Genomic DNA, 20,939 nt, shown 5'->3' on the forward strand with positions numbered 1-20,939 from the left:
ACCCGCTGGGTCACCGACAGCCTGTCAGCTACGTGTCCTCCGGGTCCCCAAGCGGCCGCGGCGTGTCGTCCCGTGCGGCCCCGCGGCGCTCCCTCCCGGCGGCGGATGCCTGATGGTGCCGGATCTCCGCCTCGATCCGGCGTGCCAGTTCCGGCACCCGGGCCGCCACCGCTCGGGTGAGGCCGGTACCGAGTGAACGGTCCGCGCCCTCGACCCCGTAGACGACGAGCCGCTCGGGGCGGCGGCCCAGCGCGTCCCCGAGCCGCAGCGCCTCGGCCGGCCCGAAGCCGTGCGTGCTGTGACGTCCAGCGGCCGCGGAATGCAGCGCAGCCGTCAGCGACACGGCGCACCACCGGTGCACGCGCCCGGGCGTGGCGGAACGGGGGAAGCAGGCGTCCACGACGACCGTGAGAGCGGTGTCCTCCCACAGGGCGATCAGCCGACCGGGGTCCCCGTCGGACCGGGCGAGGACGGGAGGCGCCTCCCAGCGGACCGATCGCTCCCGGAGGTGGGCGACGACGGCCCACCCGACGCCGTCGTCCCCGCGGAAGGTGTTGCCGATGCCGATCACGGCCACCCCGTCAGCCGGTGGCACGGCGTTTCGGCGAGAACACGCAGAACTCGTTGCCCTCCGGGTCCGCCAGCACGTCCCACTCCGCGTCGCCGGAGCGGCGCCGGATCACGACGGCACCCTGTGCGACCAGTTCATCGGTGCTGCCGTAGACGTCGATGTGCAACCGGTTCTTCACGGTCTTCGGTTCCGGCACCGGGATGAGCCACAGCATAGGCCCGTGGCCGGTGGGGTCGTAGAGCGGAACGGGCCACTCCTCGGGCCGGTTCTCCCGCCCCGCCGGGGTTTCCCGCCGCAGGTACCCCAGCGCCCGGCACCACCAGTCGGCCAGTGCCTGATGGTCCGTGGCGTCCAGCGTCAGAGCCTTGAAACGAGCGGGCATGCGCGCAGCGTAGCGAGGTGATCGCCCGCGGGCACGCACCCGCGCCGGACCACGGCGTGCTCAGTGCGGGAGGCCGTGCGCGGGCAGACCGTGGGGGTGCGCCTCGGCCAGCATCTCCTCGTGGCCGCCGTCCACGCGCACCGACAACCGGAACGGGCGGGTGTCCGCCACACGGCGCGGTTCGAAGGCGACGTGCGCGAAACCGGCGTCCGGACCCGCGGCCTCCCCGAGACGCGTCAACTCCTCCTCGACACGCGCCCAGTCGGCGGCCGGCACGTACTGCCGCACGACCGAGTGCCAGACCACGGTCAGTGTCCCCGGCAGCAGGCGGACATCGGCAAGGAAGTCCGCCGCGCCCGCCCGGGACACCGGCGCCGGTACTCGACAGGCCAGGCGCAGCGCGCCTTCCAGACGTTCCCGGCGGGCCTCCTGATCGGGCCAGACGTACGCCCGCAGCGCCAGAGCCCCTTCAGGCGACCGGGGATCGATCGGATCGGGATCGCAGCCTGCCCGCTCCACGACGCGGAGATCCGGAGTGCGTCGGGCGGCGGTCAGAAGCCAGTCGGGGACCGGCGCCCGCCACCCGTCCCCCAAGTGCACGGGCGCGTCCGGCGCGCCCCAGGACAGTCCGGGCGCGGACAGCCGGAACCGGTCGGCGCGCAGGTTGAGTCCCGCGCTGGAACCGATCTCGAAGAGCCTCACCGGCATCGGGCGCCGGGCTGCCGCATGCAGAGTCCCGGCCAGCAGCAGGTTCGCCCGGCCCACCTCGTTGGTCTGCGGCGGACGCGTCATCCACTCCCGGACCTCGGCCATGTCCGCGGCCAGCGCGGACCGGAACGCCGCCCACACTGCCTCCACGCGGGCCGGGTCGAACACACCGCCGGCGCTGGGGTAGTGACGCGCCAGCGCGGGGGCTCGTCCGGACAGCACCAGCGCGTGCACACCACCCATGAGGCGCAGTGCCACCGCGTCGGGGCCGGGCGCCTGCTCGTAGCCCTCCAGCGCCCGCGCACACACGCCGCCCTCCCGCACGTCCCGCGCGACACGGGTCAACAGGGCTTCGTACAGTGCGGATCCCAGTTCGCCGCAGGCCTCGGCCTGGAAGTCGATCATGCGCACGAGGTGAGAGGTCGGCATGAGCAGATGATCACCGGAGGGCCGTGCCGACACAAGCGCCTGCCCCGGCGCAGCCCTCCGTGACGTCGGACACCCCGTGGCACGATGGAAGCATGACCGTCCTGACACTGGTGCGCGGCGACATCACCGAACAGCGGGTCGACGCGGTGGTCAACGCCGCCAACTCCTCGTTGCTCGGTGGCGGTGGTGTGGACGGCGCGATCCACCGCAAGGGCGGCCCCGACATCCTCGCGGCCTGCCGTGCGCTGCGCGCCTCCCACTACGGAAGCGGACTGCCCACCGGCCGGGCCGTCGCCACCACGGCGGGGCGGCTCCCCGCGCGGTGGGTGATTCACACCGTCGGTCCCGTGTTCGCGGCGTCCGAGGACCGCTCCGAGCTGCTGGTCTCCTGCTACCGCGCATCCCTCCACGTCGCCCGCGACCTCGGCGCCGGTACGGTCGCCTTCCCCGCGGTCTCGACCGGCGTGTACCGGTGGCCGCTCCGGGACGCCGCACGCCTCGCCGTCGGCGCCGTCCGGGAAGTGACACGTCAGGAGCCCGACGTCTTCACCGAAGTGCGGTTCGTCGTCTTCGACGCCGCGGCCGAGGAGGCCTTCCGCGCCGAGGTCTGACGGTCACGCGTCGGGCCCGATCAGTTCCACCGCCCGCAGCACCGACGCGAGTGCCGGTCCGTCGGCCACGTCGAGGGCGGTGTCGGCGAACTTGAGGACGTGTGCGTCCCCGTGGGCCGCAGCACGCGCGAAGACGTCCTGCGGAGTGCGCGATGCGCCGGCCGGGGCATCCTGCACGGCTTCCCCGGAGGCATATGCGGCGGTGACGGCGGCGCTCGCCGCCCAGGCGGCTCGCAGGCTCGGTCGCCACAACGACCGGGGAAGCGCCGGAAGTGTGCGGAGGACGGCGTTCGGCGCCGTCGCGGCATGCACCAGCATCACCGGGGCGCCGTGAGCGCGGAACGCGTAGCGACGGGTCGCCGCCCCGACGAGTTCCCGCATCCGTTCCCTGGCCTCCTCGGGCGCCGCGACATCGCGAGCGGGCCAGGCGGGCAGGTCCTCGATCCGTGCGAAGCGCTGCCGGATCCCCCCGGTCCGCTCCACCGCGGGGACGGAGGCCAGCGCCTCGTCCGCCGACCGGTCCGCGGGATGGTGCCTGTGGTCCGGGAGGACCGCATGACGGGCCGCCCAGTACAGCACCTCCACGGCCATGGGGGCGTGGTTCGACAGCCATCCCTCGAACTCCGGGCCGGTGGCGTGCAGCCTCTGCAGGGCCTCGTCCAATGCTCCGCTGCTGTTCTCCATGTCGCGATGCTGGGCCGCGCGCAGTCCTCCGCGGAACCGTCCGCAGGCGTATCCCGATCGGACCTCGGTCCTGGGCCCCTGGACCTGTCCGGGCCCTGCGCCGCTGCCGCCGATCCGGTGCAGGCGGCCCCTGCGCCAGCTGCGCCCGGGCTGCTGCGACCACCGCGTCGGCACACTCCTCCCGCGTACGCCTCCCGCTGTCGAGCCGCTCCGGACCGGCCGGAGTGCCGAGCACCTGTTCCTGGTAGCGGAGTGTTCGGGACAGGAAGGCGTCGATCAGGGTGCGCTCCGCGTCCGTCGCGCCGGCCCGGCCGCTCGAGAGCCGGATACGGGAGCGGAGCACCGACGCGTCTGCGGTGAGCCACACGGCGGCCGTGCCGGGAAGCCCCAGACCGGCGACGGTGTCGGGCAGGAGCGCCGACCCCTCGAGCACCAGGCCCTCTCCGGCCTCACCCACGGCGTGGTGACGGACCTGTTCCGCGATGAGGGGGCCGAGGCGCTCGTAGTGCTCCAGGACGGAGGCGATCAACTGATCGACCGTGAGAGAACCGTAGTGCTCCGCCACATGAGGGGGCACCCTCCCGCCCTCGGGTCCGCCACGGCCGCCCCGGATGCCGCGCCAGGGAGTCCGTCGAGAGGCACATCGCGCTGGACACGGACGAGATCGCCCGCCTGTCGCAGGGCTGGGGAGAGTCGGAGCAGTGGGACGACCGCGGTACAGCTATCGTCGTGCTGCGCCGCGGCGAGGGGTGAGCGTCCCCGCAGCGTCTCCCGCCCGCTCCGGCCGTTCCGCGGCTGCGGGTGTCCGCCCTCCCCGTGCCCCGGGGTCGGGTGCCCGGGGCACGCCGTCCCCTCAGCGGTAGAGCAGGTACCGGCGGCGGGTGCGCTCGAAGTCCTTCACCTCCGCTCGCCAGGCGTGCACGCACTCCCGGGCCGTCGCGCCGTCGTCGATCATCGTGCGCAGCCGCTGGGAGCCGGACAGCTTGTCGATCCAGAACGGGCGCTCCGGGTCCCAGGAGTCTTCGCGCCAGGCGAAGTCGGAGTAGCGGTGGGCCTCGACGAGCATGGCGACCGCCGTCGGGATCGGCCGGAAGCGGGACGGGTCGGTCACGAACACCTGCACGCCCGCGCAGTTCTCGCCGGTGTGTTTGCTGAACGTCGGCTTGAAGTACGCCTCGCGGAAGCGCACGCCCGGCAGCTCCAGGGCGTTGAGCCGGTCGCTCCAGCGGTAGTCGAGGAAGGGTGCGCCGACCAGTTCGAACGGCCTGGTGGTGCCACGGCCCTCGGAGAGGTTCGTGCCCTCGAAGTAGCCGGTGCCGGCGTAGACGGCGGCGGTGTCGGCGGTCGGCATGTTGGGGGACGGCGGAACGAACGGAAGCGGGTTGTCCGCGAGCGTGGAGTACGGATCCCAGCCTCGGCATTCCACGACCTGCAGGTCCACGGATCCGCCGTCGCCCTCCTGGGGCAGCAGTTCGCCGTTGAAGTAGCGGGCGAGTTCCCCGACCGTCATGCCGTGCTGCTGCACGATGGGCTTCAGTCCCACTCCGGAGGTGTAGGCCTCGGTCATCAGGGGGCCGTCCGCCCACCGCCCGATCGGGTTCGGCCGGTCCAGTACGACGAAGCGGGCACCGATGTCCCGGGCGGCGGTCATGGCCCGGTACATGGTCCAGATGTAGGTGTAGAAGCGGACGCCGACGTCCTGGATGTCGAACACCACGGTGTCCGCCCCCGCGGTGGTGAACAGCTCCCGCATCTTCTCGGTCCCGGCGCCGTAGGCGTCGTACACGGTCAGACCGGTCCGCGGGTCGGTGAAGGTGTCCTCCGAGTCGCCGGCCTGGGCGCTGCCGCGGAACCCGTGTTCCGGGCCGAACACCCCGACGATGTCCAGCTCCTCCCGGGCGGCCATGGAGTCGACGATGTGGCGGGCGTCGCTGAGTACGCCGGTCGGGTTGCTGATGACTCCGACCTTGCGTCCGCGGAGCATGGACCATTCCTGCTCGGCGGCCACGTCCGCGCCCGGTACGAGCGTGCGGTTGCCCCTGCGCGGGGTGGCCTGGGCTGCGAGCGGGGCCGAGGCGGCGAGGGGGAGGCTGAGCGCGGCGGCGGTGCCACCGGCGAGAAGGGAACGTCGGGTAGGCATGCAGCGGAAGCTATCCAGGCGGTGAAACGCGGACAAGGGGGCACGCAGCACGCCAGTGGTCTACAGCTCTGACGCCGCGTGTCCGGAACGCCGAAGCGCCGCCCTCCCTGGGACGGGGAGGACGGCGCAGTGGGGTCGGACGTCAGACGAGCCAGCCCACGAGGTGGACGATGCCGGCGACGAGGCTGGTGATCAGGTCCATGGTTGTTCTTCTCCTTGATGCATGTCTTCGATGGGACAACTCCCCCTGGGACGTTCCCCCGTCGGGGGAGGCGCGGTCACGGTCTGCAGCCCGTCACTCGCACCCCGTCAGCATCGGACGTCGCACCCGGCGCGCGCCTGCCCTTTGTGCAGGCCTCACCCGCATGCGTGAGAAGTCGATCGCCTGTACGACACGGCGGGTGTTCTCCCGGCGGTGAGAAGAGGGACGATGTCTCGTATGAGTGACCGACTGCGCACCCACGTCCTCGAGCTCACCACCGGCTCGGGGGAGTCCGTCACCGATCTGACCCTGGAGTGCGAAACGTTCCTGGAACGCCACGCCCGGGGCGCGGACGGGCTGCTGAACGTCTTCGTGCCGCACGCCACGGCCGGAGTCGCCGTGCTGGAGACCGGCGCAGGCAGCGACACCGACCTGCTCGCCGCGCTCGGCGACCTGCTGCCGGCCGACGACCGCTGGCGGCACCGCCACGGCAGCCTCGGCCACGGGCGCGACCACGTCCTGCCGGCGTTCGTGGCCCCGCACGCCACGTTGCCCGTCCTCGACGGGCGGCTCCAGCTGGGCACCTGGCAGTCGGTGTGCCTGGTGGACACCAACCGGGACAATCCTCGCCGCACCGTACGGCTGAGTTTCCTCGGATAGGTGTACGGACGGCCGGACCGCGGCGCCGGCCGCCCGGTTCTGTGCCCGGAACCGCCCGACGCGTGAGGTTCGGTGGAGTCGGAGGCGCCCCCGGCGTCCCGTCCCGGCGCCGGCGGGGCCGCCACCGCGTGCGGATGCCGAGACCCCGGTTCCGTGATGTTCTGACGCCTATGGCGGACGCACGGGAGCCCTCGCGGGGCCCACGGCCGGACGGGACGATGCAGCAGGCGGACAGCGCGCAGGACCCGCACCGCTGGTGGGGTCTGGTCGTCATCGGTCTTGCGCAGCTCATGGTCGTCCTCGACGCGACGATCGTGAACGTCGCGCTGCCCTCCGCGCAGCGCGCCCTCGACATGTCCGACAGCAACCGCCAGTGGGTCATCACCGCCTACACGCTCGCCTTCGGCGGACTCCTGCTCCTGGGCGGCCGCGTCGCCGACTGGGTCGGCCGCAAGCGCACCTTCATCCTGGGCCTCATCGGATTCGGCTTCGCCTCCGCGGTCGGAGGGGCCGCCGTGAGCCCCGAGATGCTGTTCGTCGCCCGCGCGTTCCAGGGGGCCTTCGGCGCGCTGATGGCCCCCTCCGCACTCTCCCTGCTCTCCACGACCTTCACCGATCCGAAGGAACGCGGCAAGGCGTTCGGCGTTTTCGGCGCCATCGCCGGCTCCGGTGCTGCGATCGGGCTGCTCCTCGGCGGCATCCTGACCGAGTTCCTCGACTGGCGCTGGTGCCTCTACGTCAACGTGCCCATCGCGGTGCTTGCCGTCGTCGGCGCCCTGACGCTGCTGCACGACCGGCCGGGGAACGCGGAGGCCCGGCTCGACATCCCCGGCGTCGTCCTCGGTTGCGGCGGCTTGGTCGCCCTGGTCTACGGTGTGAGCGAGGCTCAACCGCGCGGCTGGAGCAGCCCTCTGGTGCTCGGTCTGCTGGGCGGAAGCGTGCTGCTGCTGTGCCTGTTCGTGCTGTGGCAGCGCAGGGCCCCGACTCCGCTGCTGCCGCTGCACATCGTGAAGGACCGCAACCGGGCCGGAAGCTTCCTCACGATGGGCATGGCCACCATCGGCATGTTCGGGGTGTTCCTGTTCCTGACCTACTACCTGCAGGGCATCCTCGGATATTCACCGCTGGAGACCGGGCTGGCCTATCTGCCCATCAGTGCAGCGATCATCCTGGGGTCGACCCAGATCTCCGGCCGCCTGCTCCCGTACGTGCAGCCGCGGATGCTGATGGCCCCGGGCATGCTGCTGGCCGCGGGCGGCATGTTCATCCTCACGCGGCTGACGGTGGACTCCTCCTACGTGAGCCACCTGCTCCCCGCCGAATTGCTGCTCGGCCTGGGCCTCGGCTGCACGTTCATGCCGGTCATCTCGACCGCGACGCAGGGAGTGGCTCCCCACGACTCCGGAGTCACCTCGGCCACCGTCAACACCGCCCAGCAGGTGGGTGGCTCCATCGGCACCGCACTGCTCAACACCATCGCGACCAGCATCACCGCCGACTACGTCCGGGAGCACCTGCGCGACCCGCGGATGCGGCGCGAGGTGGTCCGCGAGGGCGTGGTGCACGGCTTCACCTCCGCGACCTGGGTGGCGGTCGGCGTGATGGTGCTCGGCGCGGTACTGGCCGCCGTGCTGGTCACCATGAAGCCGATCGGGCATGCCGCGGCGGGGGAGTCCGCGGCGGAGCCGGCCCCCGGCGGCTGAGTCGGGGGCCGCTGCTCCCGCGTTCGCTCAGCGGGAGGGTGCGTCGCCACGCCCGTCCCAGCGCCTGGGGTCGTCCTCGAGCCGTGCACGGTCCCAGCCTCCGAGGTCCGCCGCCGCGGCGTAGGTCGCGTGCAGGAATTCCGTCAGGGCCCGGTCCGGGTCGGGGGCGGTGCGCACTGCTTCGTACGGCAGCAGGAACTGTCCGTTCTCCACGCTGTAGTAGGCGCCCTCGGGACCGGGGGCACGGCCGGCGAAGCCCTCGGGTTCGGGATAGGCGTACGAGTAGAAGGCCCCCTCCTCCCCGCCACCGGGCCAGAAGCCGCAGCTGGAGAGCTCACGGGAGTAGCCCTCGGCCATCACCCAGTCGCCGCAGTGCGGCGCGCCACCCGGGTGCGGAGGCGCCGCCCGGCCCGAGAAGCGCGTGCAGGCCAGGTCCATCGCGCCCCAGAAGAAGTGCACCGGACTGACCTTGCCGGTGAAGTGCGCCCGGAACCGTTCCATCACCCGCTGGGCCTGCAGCAGCTGCTGCCAGAAGAGCTGGGCCGCCGCGCCGTCGTAGGAGGCGTGCTGCTCGTCCTCGGCGAACGGAATGGACGGTTCCACTTCGTTGGGGCGCTGCTGGGCCGTCACGCCGATACCGAGCGCGTCGAGCGCCCGGGTCGTCTCCGCGTGGAACGTCGCCACCGGCTTGGGGGCGAGACCCACCTCGCGGGCTGCGCCGTCGCTGCTGCGGAGCCGCAGCCGGTGGTCGACGAAGTCGAACTCAGCGTCGAAGGCGCCGCCGTCGAACGGGACCGCTCCGGTCGTCAGCCCCCGGGGAGTCACGTACAGCGTCACCTGCCACCAGTGGTTCAGCAGCGGTGCATGGGAGAGCCGCAGCTTTCCGACGATCTGCGTCCACATGTGCAGGGTGTCCCGGGTGCCGGTCCAGTCCGCCACCCGGAGCGACGGCCAGGTGGCGCCGAGCCGGGAACCTGTCGTGCGGGGATGCGGTGCGACCATCGTTCTCACCTAGCGGTGTTCGGGGTTGCCCGAGTCGGGGCTGCACCCGGCGTCCCACTCGGTGCGCCGGTTGCCGTAGGCCGGAATGCCGCCGGCGGCGCGCAGCAGCGCCGCCACGTGGAGCAGGTTGTAGGTCATGAACGCGGTGTTGCGGTTGGTGAAGTCGTTGGTGGGACCGCCGGACCCCGGATCGAGGTACGAAGGGCCGGGGCCGGCTTCTCCGATCCAGCCCGCGTCCGCCTGCGGCGGGATGGTGAAGCCGAGGTGCTGCAGGCTGTAGAGGACGTTCATGGCGCAGTGCTTCACGCCATCCTCGTTCCCGGTGATCAGGCATCCGCCGACCCTGCCGTAGTAGGCGTACTGACCGGCGTCGTTGAGCAGGCTCGAGCAGGCGTACAACCGCTCGATCACCCGCTTCATCACCGAACTGTTGTCGCCGAGCCAGATCGGCCCGCACAGCACGAGGATGTGCGCGTCCTGCACCCGCCGGTAGAGCTCCGGCCAGGCATCGCGCTCCCAGCCGTGTTCGGTCATGTCCGGCCACACACCGGTGGCGATGTCGTGGTCGACGGCACGCACGGTCTCGACGGCGACACCGTGACCGCGCATGAGGCCCGCGCTGCGCTCGATCAGACCGGAGGTGTTGCTGACGTCCGGCGACTTCTTCAGTGTCGCGTTGACGAAGAGGGCTCGCAGCCCGCCGAAGTCGGGCTCCGAGCCCGGCGACGCGGTGGGGTGTGTGTGCTCCACGATCGGTCCTCCTTGGCGCGGGTGAACATCCGATCGGGCCCTTCTCAGCACGGTACGGCCTGTGCGGCAGGTCCGCAGTGCCGCGACGGCGCAGGGGCGCGGCCGACGTCCGCCGCGGAGATCGGGGGTGTCCGCGGCCGTCGAGCGGGTCACCCGCCCGGTCGGCGGTGGTTGACGAGGAGGACGCGATGGCCCCCAGCCTCACTTCGGCGCGGCTGACCCTGAGGCCGTGGACCCTGGACGACGTCGACGCGGCGCTGGCGATCTACGGTCGCCCGGAGGTCTCGCGCTGGCTCAGCCCCGCGATGGACACGGTCAGCGACGAGCAGGCGATGCGTCTGGTGCTGCAGCAGTGGATCGCCGAGGACCACCGGGCGACGCCGCCCACCGGGAGGTGGGCGGTCGAACTGGCGGGGGAGCGGCGGGTCGTCGGTGGCATTCACCTGCTCTATCTGCCGCCCCGCGGCGAGGACCTGGAGATCGGTTGGCAACTGGCCCCGGCTGCCTGGGGCCGGGGCTACGCCTCCGAGGCCGGTCACACCGCAGCGCACTGGGCCCTGCGGCAGCCCGGGGTGGAGGAACTGTTCGCCGTGGTGCGCCCCGCCAACACCCGCGCCGCGGCCACGGCCCGGCGCATCGGAATGGAGTGGGTGGGAGAGACGGAGAAGTACTACGACCTGCGGCTGCAGGTCTACCGGCTCCGTGCCGGCGACCTCGACAGGCCGCTCCCCGGACGGCAGTACGGGGCGGACCTGCATCCGGATGCGCGAGGCGTGCCGGCGCCGGGCGATGTCGGCGGGCGCGGAACGGTGCAGAGCTGAACGGACGGGTCGGGGCGTACTCGACGGCACCAAGTGGAGGGACGTTCCCCCGTGCAGTAGTGGATGCGCGGCGCGTGGGTACCGTCACCGCCACGAGGCCCGACGGCAAGGTCGGGCCGCACGCTCCACGAGGGGACGAGATGACTCGAGAGGCCTTCCCGGCCCTCTTCCGCGGCGCCGACGGCTCCGCAACCACCGCCGCACGATGGGTGCCGCACTCGCACCGTGTCAGGAACTGGGACCACCGTCTCTTCCGGCAGGTGGCCGCGCGCCACTGGCCGGGTGGCGACCGGGTGCTGCCCACCCTCAGCCGCGCCGCCGATCGCGGTGCGCTGTGGTTCGCGGTCGCGGCCGGGATCGCCGCGACCCGTCGTCCGACGGCGCGGCGCACCGCGCTGCGCGGAGTGGCCTCCCTCGCCCTCGCGTCGGCCACGGTGAACACCCTCGGAAAGGGCGCCGTCCGCAGGGCCCGCCCCCTCCTCGACGGCGTGCCGATGATGCGGCGGCTCCACGCGCAGCCGGTCACCACCTCGTTCCCGTCGGGGCACGCGGCCTCCGCGGCGGCCTTCACCACCGGCGTGGCGCTCGAGTCGCGGCGTTGGGGTGCCGCCGTGGCACCGCTCGCCGCCGCGATCGCCTTCTCGCGGGTCTACACGGGCGTGCACTATCCGGGCGACGTGCTGGCGGGAGCGGCCCTCGGCGTGGGAGCCGCTTTCGCCGTCCGCGGTCTCGCCCCCACCCGCGACCAGCTTCCCGCCCCCGCGCGACCCATCGCGGACGCCCCGGCCCTGCGCGGCGGCAAGGGCCTGGTCATGGTGGCCAACGCCGCTTCGGGCCAGCGGACGGCCGAACCCGCGCCGGGCGCCCGGGAGACCGCGCCCGAACCCGACGGTGCGGCAGCCCTCCGAGCGGCGCTGCCCGATGCCGAGGTCGTGCTGTGCGATCCGCGTTCCGACGACCTCACCGCGTTGTTCGAGGACGCCGCCGCCCGCGCCAAGGCCGCTGGCGGCGCCCTGGGTGTCCTAGGGGGCGACGGCACGATCAACGCCGCGGCGCGCACCGCACTGCGGCACCGTCTTCCGCTGGCGGTGCTGCCCGGCGGCACCAGGAACCACTTCGCCTACGACCTTGGTATCGAGACGGTGGAGGACGCCTGCCGGGCCGTGGCCGCGGGTGAGGCGGTCGCCGTGGACCTCGGCCGATTCACCCCCGGTTCCCGCTCGGCGCGCGGAGCCGGGTACTTCCTCAACACCTTCAGCCTCGGCTCGTACCCCGAACTCGTCCGCATGCGGGAGCGGTGGGCTCCCCGCATCGGTGCCTGGCCCGCAGGCGTGCTCGCGGCGATGCGCGTGCTGCGCACGGCAGGCCCCGTGCAGGCCGGACTCGGAGGCCGGCAGCGGCCCATGTGGCAGCTGTTCGTCGGCAACTGCTCCTACCGTGGCATCGGCCTGACACCGGTGCGGCGCCACGACCTGGCCGACGGCCTGCTGGACGTCCGCGTGGTGCCCGGTGGCCGTTGGCCCCGGTCCCGCCTCCTCACGGCCGCGCTCACCAGCGTCGTCGGTCGTTCCCCTGTCCACAGCACCGCGCGGCTGCGGCGGCTGCGCATCACCGACATTCCTGCGGGCATCCACCTGGCCTTCGACGGCGAAGTGGCGGAGGCCCCCCGGGAGCTGCTGATCGACAAGCACCACGAGGCGCTGACGGTGTACCGGCCGATGGACCGCGGGCCGTACTGACCGCCTCCGTCCTCGAGGGCTGACGCGCCCGCCGCGTGCCCGTGAGGTCCGTCACCACCGGCTTCCGCAATTTGGTTGACCCAGGCAGAGGATGCTTTCCTGCTGTCGTATCACTATGCGGACAGTCGTATCCTGTGGACGGAGGGTCGTGGCAGCGGACGACGTGACGGTGAGCCGGCCGTCGAACCATCGGCGTCGCCGGCGAGGGAGCGGAACCAGGGCCGTCCGGCGCAGGGTCCTCGCACCGGACCCGGGCAGGTTGCGCCTGCGTCAGGCCTCGCGCGCAGTGCTCGGCGTGGGCGTGGCAGCCGCCGCGCCCGCCGCGGTCGGGCTGCCGCTCGAGTGCACCGTCGTCGGCGGCCTGACCGCGCTGCTGGCCCTCTTCACCGTGACCGACCGGACGGTGCGGGGCCAGGCCGCCACCGTCGCCCTGCTGCCCGCGGCAGGCATCCCCGTCCTGTCCCTCGCTCTCGCGCTGCGGGACGTTCCGCTCGCCAGGGACGCCGCGTTCCTCGCCGTGACCTTCGCCGGTGCCTACGCACGCCGCTGGGGACCGCGGGGGCACGCACTGGGCATCTTCGCATTCATGATGTTCTTCGCCGCCCAGTTCCTGACCACGGGATTCGAGGGAGCCTGGCGGTTGAACGCCGCTCTTGTCCTATCCCTCGCGGCCGCGTCGGCGGTCCGATTCGGCCTGTGGTGCATCGAGCGCCGCACACCCCCGCCCGCCGCTCCCGCGCCGCCGGAAGGACGGGGGCTGCAGCGACCGACCACCCGCCTCGCGGTCCAGGTCACCGTCGCCTGCGCCCTGGCACTGACCGCCGGGCAGGCGGTCTCCACCCAGCGCTGGTACTGGGCCGTCGGCGCGGCCTGGTGGATCTTCGTGAACACCGCGTCCCGGGGCGAGACGCTGGTGCGGGGGTTCCGCCGCGTCCTCGGCACGCTGCTCGGCATCGTCGCCGGCATGTGGATCGCCGTCCCCGTCGACGGCGCCCCGCTGCCCACCGTGGCGCTGCTGGCCTGCTGCGTGTTCGGGATCTTCTACACCGCCGCGGTGTCCTACAGCTGGATGATGTTCTTCGTGACGGTCCTGGTCGGACTGATGTACGGCGCCCTCGGCATCCTGCGTCCTGGTCTCCTGGAGTTGCGCCTGCTGGAGACGGCGATCGGTGCCCTCGCCGCTGCCGTCGCCGTCGCCCTCGTGCTGCCCGTCACCACGCACGCCGCCACGAACGCATGGATCCGGCGGACGGTGCACTGCGTGCACGCCTGCGCCCGCGACGCGGCCCGTCGCCTCTCGGGCGATCTCGCCGCCGATCCCCGGACCCGCATCGTCGAGCTCGAACTGCTGCTCGGGCGGGCGCGCAGCTCCCTGGCTCCCTTGGTGCACCCCCTGAACCCACTGGTCGCACGAAGGGCCCGTGCCCGTGAGGTGCTGGCACTGCTGGACGACTGCGCCCTGCGGGCCCGCGCCCTGGCCGACGTCGCCGACGACCCCGCCGCCTCGCACGACGCTCGCCTGACGGAGGCCTGCCGCCGTGTCGAGGAGGCCGTCGGCCGCCTCGTGGAACCGCACGCGCCCTCCGGCGACCCCACTGCCCCTGCGCCGCGGACACCGCGCGGACCTGCACGGGCGGCCTGCCACGACCGGGCCCTGGGCCACCTCCACGAGCTGGAGGCAGCACTGGTCGACCTCGCGGAGCCGGTGCACGCGCCGACCCGGGCGCCGCTGACAACAGCGGCCTGACGGGCGCGCGAGCGGCCCGGGGCCGGCTCGGCACCGTCCCGATGTGCGGCGTCCCGGCGTGCGGCGCCGCCGCGGCCGTTCGCAGCGGCGGCGCCCTCGGGCGTCAGCGTGCCGGCATGCCCTGCTGGGGCTGCTGCGGCAGGCCGAGCTTCGCGCCGTAGGCGGAGGCCACCAGTTTTCCCAGCGCCGGGTACGGGCCCAGCGGTTCGGCCGCTGAGGAGCCGGCCTCCTCCGCGGCCGCCTGCAGCAGACCCGCCGGGATCTCGGGGCCGATCAGGCAGGGTGCCACGGCCAGTTGCTGCGAACCGGATTCACGCAGCTGGCCGGCCGCCCGCGCGATCGCGCCCTCCTCGTCCAGCCCGGCGGCCAGCACGGGAACCGCCAGCCGGGCAGCGAGCAGCATGCCGGTGATGCCAGCGGCCTGCACGGCCTCCTCGCCGCCGAGGCTGGCGAGGATGATGCCGTCCGCCGCGGTCGCCACGGTGAACAGGCGCGCCCGGTCGGCGCGGGCCAGGCCCGCCTCGGACAGCTTGACGTGCACCGCCTCCGCGAGCAGGGGGTGGGGGCCCAGGACGTCGGTCAGTTCGGCCCCGGAACCGCTGTTCAGCACCGCCTGCCGTATGTGCCGCATGTGGGCGGCGTCCGGCCCGGCCAGCAGGGGCACGACGACGGCCGGCGGCCCGTCGGACACCTGGGCGTCCGCGGACGCGACCCCCTCGGCACCCGGCACGGCCCGATCCTCGGCGGCACGGGAGAGGACCGCCCCCAGCGCCGGGAAGTCGGTGCTGTCGTCGCCTTCCACGTAACCGATCCGGGCGTCCAGACCCGGCAGCTCGGAACGGGCGATGCTCGCGATCTCCTCGGCCAGGCCACGGGATGCGGAGGTCGGCTCACCGGGAACCGCCAGCACCAGCGCCGGTGCGTTCTCCGGAGCGACCACGGGCTCCGGCCGACGGTGTCGTCCGGACCTGCGGGGACGCGGCATTCGTACAGGCAGGCCGTTGTCCGGCCCGGGAGTGGGGGAGCTCATGCGCCCGCATGTTAATCCCTCGAAGGCCCATCCTGTTCGACCGGGGGTGAACAGTGACACATGTCCCCTTTTCCACCGCGTGTCGCACGCCCCGGAACGGCGCCCCCACGACGCCGCACGGGCGCGGTGCCGTTACCCGGAGTGGACGGTCAGCAACCCGGGATCCGTCGGCACCCGCGGCGCCGCCCCGGGCAGCGCCGCGAGGAGCAGCGCTCCGTCCAGCGGGTCCCCGGCCGCCGGCACTCTGCGGGCGCGCGGCAGCCGAGCGGTCAGCTCCTCCTCCAGCGGTCCGAGGAGCGCGTCGCCGATGCGGAACAGCCCTCCGGTGAGGGCCACGACCGGCGGCTGCTCCTCACCTGCCGGGCACACGGCGGCCGTCGAGCAGGCGATCTCCCGCGCCGCTCCGCGCAGGATCTCCCGGGCCACCGGGTCGCCCTCCGCCGCCCCGTTCCGCGGCGCGGCACAGGCAGCCACACGCGGCGCGAACGAGGCCAGGGCGGCGGGGCGGTCCGGACGCGGGTACACCAGCCCGGGCAGCTCCCCGGCCGGCCCGAAGGCCGCCTCCGCCTCGCGGAGCAGCGCGGCCGAGCCGCCCTCACGCCCGTCGTGGGCGCGGAGTGCCGCCTCCAGCCCCGCGCGTCCGATCCAGGCGCCGCCGCCGCAGTCTCCCAGCAGGTGCCCCCAACCGTCGGCGCGGCGCCAGGACCGCAGGTCCGTGCCGAGGGCGATCATCCCCGTGCCGGCCGCGACCACCGCGCCCCGCGCGATGCCGAGCGCACCCGTGTAGGCCGTCACCGCGTCGGCGGCCAGCGTCAGGTGCCGTGCGCCGAGCTCCCGGCCGAACTCCCGCGGCAGCCGGTCGCGCAGCGCGGAGCCGAGCGTCGCCATGCCCGCCGCCCCCACGCACGCCGCGACGCATCCGGTGGCACCGACGCGCCGCAACAGGTCGCGCGCCACCGGAACCGCCTGCGCCGCGAGATGCTGCGGGTCGATGCCCTCCGGGCCGATCCGCACCGGCTCCGCGCACGCGGCGCGCTCCGTGCCCGACAACGCGCCGACGTCCTCGGCGCCCGCCCGTGCCACCGCGACCCGGAGGCCCGTACCGCCCGAGTCGACGGCCACCACCCAGTCGCCCGGAACGGTCCCGGTCACGGCAACCGCCAGTCGACGGGCGGCGCGCTCTGACGGGCGAGCAGCTCGTTGACCCTGCTGAACGGCCGGGAGCCGAAGAAGCCCCGGTCCGCGGACATCGGAGAGGGATGAGCGGACTCCACGGCCGGAACCTGGCCGAGCAACGGGCGCAGGTTGCGGGCGTCGCGGCCCCACAGGACGGCCACCAGCGGACCGCCGCGCGCGGCCAGCGCACGGATGGCCTGTTCGGTGACCGCTTCCCAGCCCTTCCCGCGGTGCGCGGCGGTCTTCCCCGGCGCGGTGGTCAGCGCCCGGTTCAGCAGCAGGACGCCCTGCCGCGTCCACGGAGTCAGGTCGCCGTTGGAGGGGCGGGGCAGGTTCAGATCGCTCGACAGCTCGCGGAAGATGTTCTCCAGACTCCGTGGCACCGGACTGACGTCCGGGGCGACGGCGAAGCTGAGCCCCACCGCATGGCCCGGTGTCGGGTACGGGTCCTGGCCCACGACGAGGACCCGCACCTCCTTGAAGGGTTGCTGGAACGCGCGCAGCACGTTCTCACCCGCGGGCAGGTAGGTCCGCCCCGCGGCGATCTCCGCGCGCAGGAAGTCGCCCATGGCGGCGATCCGCCCGGCCACCGGCTCCAGTGCCTCGGCCCAACCCGGTTCGACGATTTCGTTCAACGGTCGTGCAGCCACGGCCGGTCACTCTACTGCTGTGCCGTCGCGGCCGCCGACTCCCCGTCATCCGCCATGGACAGGGCGCGGTGGCGGGACGGTTCAGCCGATCACCGCGGCCCGGATGCACAGTACGTCCGGAAGATGGCGCGCCACCTGCTGCCAGCTCTCCCCCTCGTCCGCGCTGGCGAACACCTCACCGTTGCGGTTGCCGAAATACACCCCGGCCGGGTCGGCATCGTCGGTGCACATGGCGTCGCGCAGCACCGGCCCGTAGTGGGCGCTCTCGGGCAACCCGGTGCCCAGTGCCTCCCACGACTCGCCCGCGTCCTGCGTGCGGTGCACCCGGCAGCGTCGGCCCGCCGGCACCCGGTCGGAGTCGGCGTTCAGCGGGAACACGTAGGCCACGCCGCCGTTGCGCGGATGCGCCACCACGGGGAAGCCGAAGTCCGAGGGCAGGGGTGCGCCGATCGACTTCCAGCTCCCCCCGCCGTCGTCGGTGCGGTACACGCCCCAGTGGTTCTGCAGGTACAGGCGCTCCGGGTCGACGGCGTCCCGGGCGATCTTGTGAACGCACTGGCCGAACTCGGGGTACCGCTGGGACTCCGGGAGGAACACCGCCTGGACCCCCTTGTTGCAGGGCTCCCAGGAGAGCCCGCCGTCGGCCGTCCGGTACGCGCCGCCCGTCGAAACGGCCACCGTCAGTGCGCGAGGGTCCCGTGGGTGGGGCAGCACCGTGTGCAGACCGAGGCCGCCGCCCCCGGGTACCCAGCTCTTCCGGGTCGGGTGCTCCCACAGTGCCCGGACCAGTTCGAAGCTCCGGCCGCCGTCGGCCGAGCGGAACAGGGCGCCCGGTTCCGTCCCCGCGTACACCACGTCCGGCTGATCCGGGCCGGCCGGCCGGAGCTGCCACACGCGTTCCAGCGAGGCGCCGGTGTCCTTCGGGAACCGGACGGCCGGCTGCTCGGGCTCGGACCAGGTGGCTCCCAGATCGTCGGAACGGAACACCGACGGGCCCCAGTGCGCGCTGTCACCGCCGACCAGCAGCCTCGGCCCTGCTGCGGGACGGGTGTCGACGGCCACCGAATACACCGCCTGGGCGTTGAAGTGCGGACCGTCGAACTCCCAGTCCGGCCGAGCGCGCCGCTCCGCGCTCCGGCGGGCCAGGAACAGGCCTTTGCGCGTACCCACCGCGAGCAGTACGTCCGTCATACCGGCCTTCGCCTCCGGAGGTCTGCGCCCCGCACCTGGGAGCACGGAGCGATCGAGTGCGCGCGGTCGCGCACACGGAAGCAGTCTGCACCCGTGCACCGACAGTCGTCCGGAACGCCGCACTGCCCGCCCCACAGGGCGCGCCGGAGGGTCTCCCGGCCGCGAGCGGTCAGCGGGTCGCGGAGGTGCCCGCGGCTCCGGCCGCGTGCGCGACCGTCTCCGGCGGGAAGCCGAACTCCCAGTCGAGTCCGTAGCGGTCGAACAGTTCGGCGCGGAGCCGCGACAGCGGCATGGGCGCCCCCGGCAGCAGTACGGCCACGACCGCCCCCATCAGCAGGGCGCGGAGCAGCGGGTAGTCGGCGTCCGGGTCGGGAGAGCCGTAGCGGGCGACGGCCGACCGCAGGACGGCAGCGAGCTGCCGCTGCTCGTCGCACTTGACGAAGCCCTCCTGCTGCAGGATCCCGGCCATGTGGGCCCGCATGAGCACCGGTCTGTCGCGGGCCAGCCCGAGTACGGCGTCGATGGCCCGTGCCAAGGTCTCCCTCCCGGCGGCGACGCCCTCCGGTACGGGCGGTCGCTCGAGTGCCTCGGAGAGTGTCAGGTGCATCAATCGGTGCACCGCCGACTGGAACAGCTGCCGTTTCCCCGGGAAGTAGTACGAGATCAGCCCGCGGGCCGACCCGGCGCGGTCGGCGATGTCGCCGAGGGTCGTCGCCTCGTAACCCCGCTCGCCGACGAGCTCCACCGTTGCCTGCAGCAACCGCTCACGCGAGCGTCGGCGCAACTCTTCATTGACCGAAGCGCTCCGAGGGGACATCCTGTAACTCCTGCGTTGACTGGCTCGCAGCCAATATACTCAGCGAACTCCGGACTCGGGCCCCGCCCCGGCAGGTGGAGCGGCCCTGACAAACACCCGGTACCGGGGCGACGCGGGGGATCGTCCCGGTACCGGGCCCTGGCGCCCCTACAGCTCGGCCGAACCTCTCCCGACGCACCGCTGCGCCGGGCGCAGCGTCAGCCCCGTGCCCGGCCGCGGTCCGCGAGCCCCCACCACCAGCCGGCGGCGGCGGACGCCAGAGCGACGCCCAGTGCGGTGCCTGCGACGACGTCCGTCAGCCAGTGGACTCCCAGCCAGACCCGCGTCCACGACACCCCCACCACCGACACGAGTGCGGCGACCGTAACGGCCCAGCGGGCGGATGCCCGCGTGAGACGGCTCCACGCGATCCATGCGAGCAGCGTGCACACGAGCGCCGCCGTCATGGCGTGGCCCGAGGGCAGGGCCGCGTAGTGGGCGCTGTCGAGCGGGCGGTCCCACGCGGGGCGCGGCCGGTCCACGGCGGCCTTCAGCCCTTGCTGCACCAAGGCCCCGACCAGGACGGTCAGCAACGCCAGGAACGCCGGTGCCCGTCCTCCGCGTCGCCACAGGATCACGCAGGCCGCGGCGGCGAGCAGCCGCATGGTGGTCGGGGACCACACCCAGTCGGTCAGGACGCGGGCCGTCGACGTCCAGCCGGGATCGGCGAGCGCGGCACGGTGCAGGGCCCGCGCGACCCGGCCGTCCAACGACAGCACCGAAGGCGCACCGGCCACTACGAGCACGATCACCAGCACGCCGGACAGTCCGGCGATCGACGCCCACCACCACGGGGCGTTCGACAGCCGCCGTTCACCGGCGTGCGCGGACGGGGGAGTACCGGAGGCGTCGGGCATGCCGACGATCCTCGCGCACACGGGAGCGCACCGCCCGACAGGGGCGGACCGTGCAGCGGCCTTCGTGCCGGGTCTCAGCGCAGCGCGCTGAGACCCGGCACGAAGGCGACGACCAGCGGAACCAGTGGCACCAGAGAGGCCGCGGCACCCGTGCGGACCCTGCGCGCCACCGACAGGCGGGGCCTCGGGTCGAGCAGCCGCTGCACCCGGTCCGGAAGCACGGCGCGCGGCGTGGGGGTCGGCCCGAACACGCCCCGGTCCTCGTTGAGTTCCACCAGCGCCAGGGCGGTGGTCAGGCGTCCGTGGGCACGCGACGCGCAATCGTCGGCGGCGAGTTCGACGAGCCGGTGGACCTGGTCGCGGAACGCGGCGAAGACGGGAACGCGGGGGAACCCTGCGGCGAGGGCGTCGCAACAATGCACCAGCCAGTCGTGGCGGGCCCGGGCATGCCCCTGCTCGTGTGCCAGGACCGCGTCCAACTGCCGTCCCCCGAGCCGTCGGAGGGCTCCGCTGGTGATGACCAGCCGGGGCGGCGTTCCGGGCAGCCACCAGGCGTCGGGGCGGTCGTTCTCCAGGACGACGAGCGGGCCCTGCGCTCCCGACTCCTCACCGGGCAACCGGGGTGCCCGGTCCCGCAGCTCCCGGCGGCGGCGCCGGTGCCGGATGCGTGTGTCGCGGACCTCGCGGAGCAGCATCGCTCCCGTCCAGGCACCGCCGCACGCCAGCAGCACGGCGAGCAGACCTGCCCAGCTGTCCCAGGCCCCCAGGCCGTAGGCCTCCCGCACTCCGGCGGGCGCCGGTGCGAACACGTGGTCCCGTACGGCCTGCCAGGCCGCGGCGGCGGAGAGGGCCATGGCGAGCACGCAGGAGAGCAGGACGCCCGCGATCGCGCACTGCCACACCCACAGGGCGAGCACCGGTTCCCGGTCCGGCCACGAGGACCGTGTCAGGATGCGCGGGGCCGCGACGGCGGCCGACGCTCCCAGGACCAGCAGCGCGAGCGGGACCAACATGGCCTCAGCCTATGGCG

20 protein-coding genes are annotated in these 20,939 nt (G+C 73.4%); 6 read left to right on the plus strand and 14 right to left on the minus strand.

Annotated elements, in window-relative coordinates; translation table 11 throughout:
* Window positions 1-28: 28 nt before the first annotated feature.
* Genes ACL06G_RS14430 through ACL06G_RS14440 form a run of 3 tightly spaced genes read right to left on the minus strand, consistent with a single transcriptional unit; the run spans window position 29 to window position 2,090 of the window.
* Window positions 29-595: a hydrogenase maturation protease gene (locus ACL06G_RS14430; protein ID WP_412835987.1), complete on the minus strand. Its 567-nt coding sequence runs from the start codon at window positions 593-595 to the stop codon at window positions 29-31.
* Window positions 582-953 carry a VOC family protein gene (locus ACL06G_RS14435; protein ID WP_412787052.1) on the minus strand — a complete coding sequence of 124 codons (372 nt, stop codon included), beginning with the start codon at window positions 951-953 and terminating at the stop codon, window positions 582-584. The genes ACL06G_RS14430 and ACL06G_RS14435 overlap by 14 nt, the downstream gene beginning before the upstream one ends.
* 60 nt (window positions 954-1,013) lie before the next feature.
* A complete protein-coding gene (locus tag ACL06G_RS14440) occupies window positions 1,014-2,090 on the minus strand; it encodes a DUF2332 domain-containing protein (protein WP_412787053.1) in 1,077 nt (358 codons plus the stop codon).
* Between the two features lie 92 nt (window positions 2,091-2,182).
* Between ACL06G_RS14440 and ACL06G_RS14445 the strand changes: the two genes are divergently transcribed.
* Window positions 2,183-2,701: an O-acetyl-ADP-ribose deacetylase gene (locus ACL06G_RS14445; RefSeq protein ID WP_412787054.1), complete on the plus strand. Its 519-nt coding sequence runs from the start codon at window positions 2,183-2,185 to the stop codon at window positions 2,699-2,701.
* A 3-nt stretch (window positions 2,702-2,704) separates the two neighbouring features.
* Here the strand turns inward: ACL06G_RS14445 and ACL06G_RS14450 are convergent, their stop codons facing one another.
* Window positions 2,705-3,385 (minus strand): hypothetical protein, encoded by a 681-nt coding sequence (locus tag ACL06G_RS14450; protein WP_412835988.1) that lies wholly within the window; start codon window positions 3,383-3,385, stop codon window positions 2,705-2,707.
* An 853-nt stretch (window positions 3,386-4,238) separates the two neighbouring features.
* Window positions 4,239-5,525: an exo-beta-N-acetylmuramidase NamZ family protein gene (locus ACL06G_RS14455; protein ID WP_412787058.1), complete on the minus strand. Its 1,287-nt coding sequence runs from the start codon at window positions 5,523-5,525 to the stop codon at window positions 4,239-4,241.
* Window positions 5,526-5,964: 439 nt separating this feature from the next.
* Here ACL06G_RS14455 and ACL06G_RS14460 point away from each other — a divergent pair, with 439 nt between their 5' ends.
* Window positions 5,965-6,387 carry a YjbQ family protein gene (locus ACL06G_RS14460; protein ID WP_412787059.1) on the plus strand — a complete coding sequence of 141 codons (423 nt, stop codon included), beginning with the start codon at window positions 5,965-5,967 and terminating at the stop codon, window positions 6,385-6,387.
* A gap of 170 nt (window positions 6,388-6,557) precedes the next feature.
* Window positions 6,558-8,090, plus strand: a complete 1,533-nt coding sequence (locus ACL06G_RS14465) for an MFS transporter (protein ID WP_412835989.1) — start codon at window positions 6,558-6,560, stop codon at window positions 8,088-8,090.
* Between the two features lie 27 nt (window positions 8,091-8,117).
* Here ACL06G_RS14465 and ACL06G_RS14470 read toward each other — a convergent pair whose 3' ends face one another.
* Window positions 8,118-9,092, minus strand: coding sequence for a DUF5996 family protein (locus ACL06G_RS14470; protein WP_412835990.1), 975 nt, complete (start codon window positions 9,090-9,092; stop codon window positions 8,118-8,120).
* A gap of 9 nt (window positions 9,093-9,101) precedes the next feature.
* Window positions 9,102-9,842: a flavodoxin family protein gene (locus ACL06G_RS14475; RefSeq protein WP_412835991.1), complete on the minus strand. Its 741-nt coding sequence runs from the start codon at window positions 9,840-9,842 to the stop codon at window positions 9,102-9,104.
* 188 nt (window positions 9,843-10,030) lie between these two features.
* Between ACL06G_RS14475 and ACL06G_RS14480 the strand changes: the two genes are divergently transcribed.
* The 3 genes from ACL06G_RS14480 to ACL06G_RS14490 all read left to right on the plus strand — a co-directional run bounded on the left by ACL06G_RS14480 (window position 10,031) and on the right by ACL06G_RS14490 (window position 14,149).
* The gene (locus ACL06G_RS14480; RefSeq protein ID WP_412787063.1) at window positions 10,031-10,663 is read left to right on the plus strand and encodes a GNAT family N-acetyltransferase; all 633 of its coding nucleotides are present in this window, start codon (window positions 10,031-10,033) and stop codon (window positions 10,661-10,663) included.
* A gap of 140 nt (window positions 10,664-10,803) precedes the next feature.
* Window positions 10,804-12,402, plus strand: coding sequence for a bifunctional phosphatase PAP2/diacylglycerol kinase family protein (locus tag ACL06G_RS14485; protein WP_412835992.1), 1,599 nt, complete (start codon window positions 10,804-10,806; stop codon window positions 12,400-12,402).
* A 115-nt stretch (window positions 12,403-12,517) separates the two neighbouring features.
* Window positions 12,518-14,149, plus strand: a complete 1,632-nt coding sequence (locus ACL06G_RS14490) for an FUSC family protein (protein ID WP_412787065.1) — start codon at window positions 12,518-12,520, stop codon at window positions 14,147-14,149.
* A gap of 103 nt (window positions 14,150-14,252) precedes the next feature.
* Here the strand turns inward: ACL06G_RS14490 and ACL06G_RS14495 are convergent, their stop codons facing one another.
* The 7 genes from ACL06G_RS14495 to ACL06G_RS14525 form a co-directional block, all read right to left on the minus strand.
* Entirely contained in the window at window positions 14,253-15,179 is a 927-nt protein-coding gene (locus ACL06G_RS14495; protein ID WP_412787066.1) for a sirohydrochlorin chelatase, read from the minus strand.
* 132 nt (window positions 15,180-15,311) lie between these two features.
* The gene (locus tag ACL06G_RS14500; RefSeq protein ID WP_412787067.1) at window positions 15,312-16,331 is read right to left on the minus strand and encodes an N-acetylglucosamine kinase; all 1,020 of its coding nucleotides are present in this window, start codon (window positions 16,329-16,331) and stop codon (window positions 15,312-15,314) included.
* Window positions 16,328-17,005: a uracil-DNA glycosylase gene (locus ACL06G_RS14505; protein WP_412787068.1), complete on the minus strand. Its 678-nt coding sequence runs from the start codon at window positions 17,003-17,005 to the stop codon at window positions 16,328-16,330. Before ACL06G_RS14505 ends, ACL06G_RS14500 begins: the two co-directional genes overlap by 4 nt.
* Window positions 17,006-17,086: 81 nt before the next feature.
* A complete protein-coding gene (locus tag ACL06G_RS14510; protein ID WP_412835993.1) occupies window positions 17,087-18,196 on the minus strand; it encodes a WD40/YVTN/BNR-like repeat-containing protein in 1,110 nt (369 codons plus the stop codon).
* A 169-nt stretch (window positions 18,197-18,365) separates the two neighbouring features.
* Complete coding sequence (locus ACL06G_RS14515) at window positions 18,366-19,013, minus strand: TetR/AcrR family transcriptional regulator (protein ID WP_412787070.1); 648 nt, start codon at window positions 19,011-19,013, stop codon at window positions 18,366-18,368.
* A 197-nt stretch (window positions 19,014-19,210) separates the two neighbouring features.
* Entirely contained in the window at window positions 19,211-19,909 is a 699-nt protein-coding gene (locus ACL06G_RS14520) for a phosphatase PAP2 family protein (protein WP_412787071.1), read from the minus strand.
* 74 nt (window positions 19,910-19,983) lie between these two features.
* Window positions 19,984-20,922, minus strand: coding sequence for a M56 family metallopeptidase (locus tag ACL06G_RS14525; protein WP_412787072.1), 939 nt, complete (start codon window positions 20,920-20,922; stop codon window positions 19,984-19,986).
* Between the last annotated feature and the right edge of the window lie 17 nt (window positions 20,923-20,939).

Source organism: Streptomyces callyspongiae, assembly GCF_047200695.1.
GTDB lineage: Bacteria > Actinomycetota > Actinomycetes > Streptomycetales > Streptomycetaceae > Streptomyces.

Bases quoted from the DNA above. Each gene is read 5' to 3' on its own strand.
- ACL06G_RS14485 (WP_412835992.1), top strand. From the start codon at position 10,804: ATGACTCGAGAGGCCTTCCCGGCCCTCTTCCGCGGCGCCGACGGCTCC.
- ACL06G_RS14450 (WP_412835988.1), bottom strand. From the start codon at position 3,385: ATGGAGAACAGCAGCGGAGCATTGGACGAGGCCCTGCAGAGGCTGCAC.
- ACL06G_RS14455 (WP_412787058.1), bottom strand. From the start codon at position 5,525: ATGCCTACCCGACGTTCCCTTCTCGCCGGTGGCACCGCCGCCGCGCTC.
- ACL06G_RS14460 (WP_412787059.1), top strand. From the start codon at position 5,965: ATGAGTGACCGACTGCGCACCCACGTCCTCGAGCTCACCACCGGCTCG.
- ACL06G_RS14440 (WP_412787053.1), bottom strand. From the start codon at position 2,090: ATGCCGACCTCTCACCTCGTGCGCATGATCGACTTCCAGGCCGAGGCC.
- ACL06G_RS14490 (WP_412787065.1), top strand. From the start codon at position 12,518: ATGCGGACAGTCGTATCCTGTGGACGGAGGGTCGTGGCAGCGGACGAC.
- ACL06G_RS14515 (WP_412787070.1), bottom strand. From the start codon at position 19,013: ATGTCCCCTCGGAGCGCTTCGGTCAATGAAGAGTTGCGCCGACGCTCG.
- ACL06G_RS14470 (WP_412835990.1), bottom strand. From the start codon at position 9,092: ATGGTCGCACCGCATCCCCGCACGACAGGTTCCCGGCTCGGCGCCACC.
- ACL06G_RS14465 (WP_412835989.1), top strand. From the start codon at position 6,558: ATGGCGGACGCACGGGAGCCCTCGCGGGGCCCACGGCCGGACGGGACG.
- ACL06G_RS14480 (WP_412787063.1), top strand. From the start codon at position 10,031: ATGGCCCCCAGCCTCACTTCGGCGCGGCTGACCCTGAGGCCGTGGACC.
- ACL06G_RS14520 (WP_412787071.1), bottom strand. From the start codon at position 19,909: ATGCCCGACGCCTCCGGTACTCCCCCGTCCGCGCACGCCGGTGAACGG.
- ACL06G_RS14525 (WP_412787072.1), bottom strand. From the start codon at position 20,922: ATGTTGGTCCCGCTCGCGCTGCTGGTCCTGGGAGCGTCGGCCGCCGTC.
- ACL06G_RS14435 (WP_412787052.1), bottom strand. From the start codon at position 953: ATGCCCGCTCGTTTCAAGGCTCTGACGCTGGACGCCACGGACCATCAG.
- ACL06G_RS14510 (WP_412835993.1), bottom strand. From the start codon at position 18,196: ATGACGGACGTACTGCTCGCGGTGGGTACGCGCAAAGGCCTGTTCCTG.
- ACL06G_RS14495 (WP_412787066.1), bottom strand. From the start codon at position 15,179: ATGAGCTCCCCCACTCCCGGGCCGGACAACGGCCTGCCTGTACGAATG.
- ACL06G_RS14445 (WP_412787054.1), top strand. From the start codon at position 2,183: ATGACCGTCCTGACACTGGTGCGCGGCGACATCACCGAACAGCGGGTC.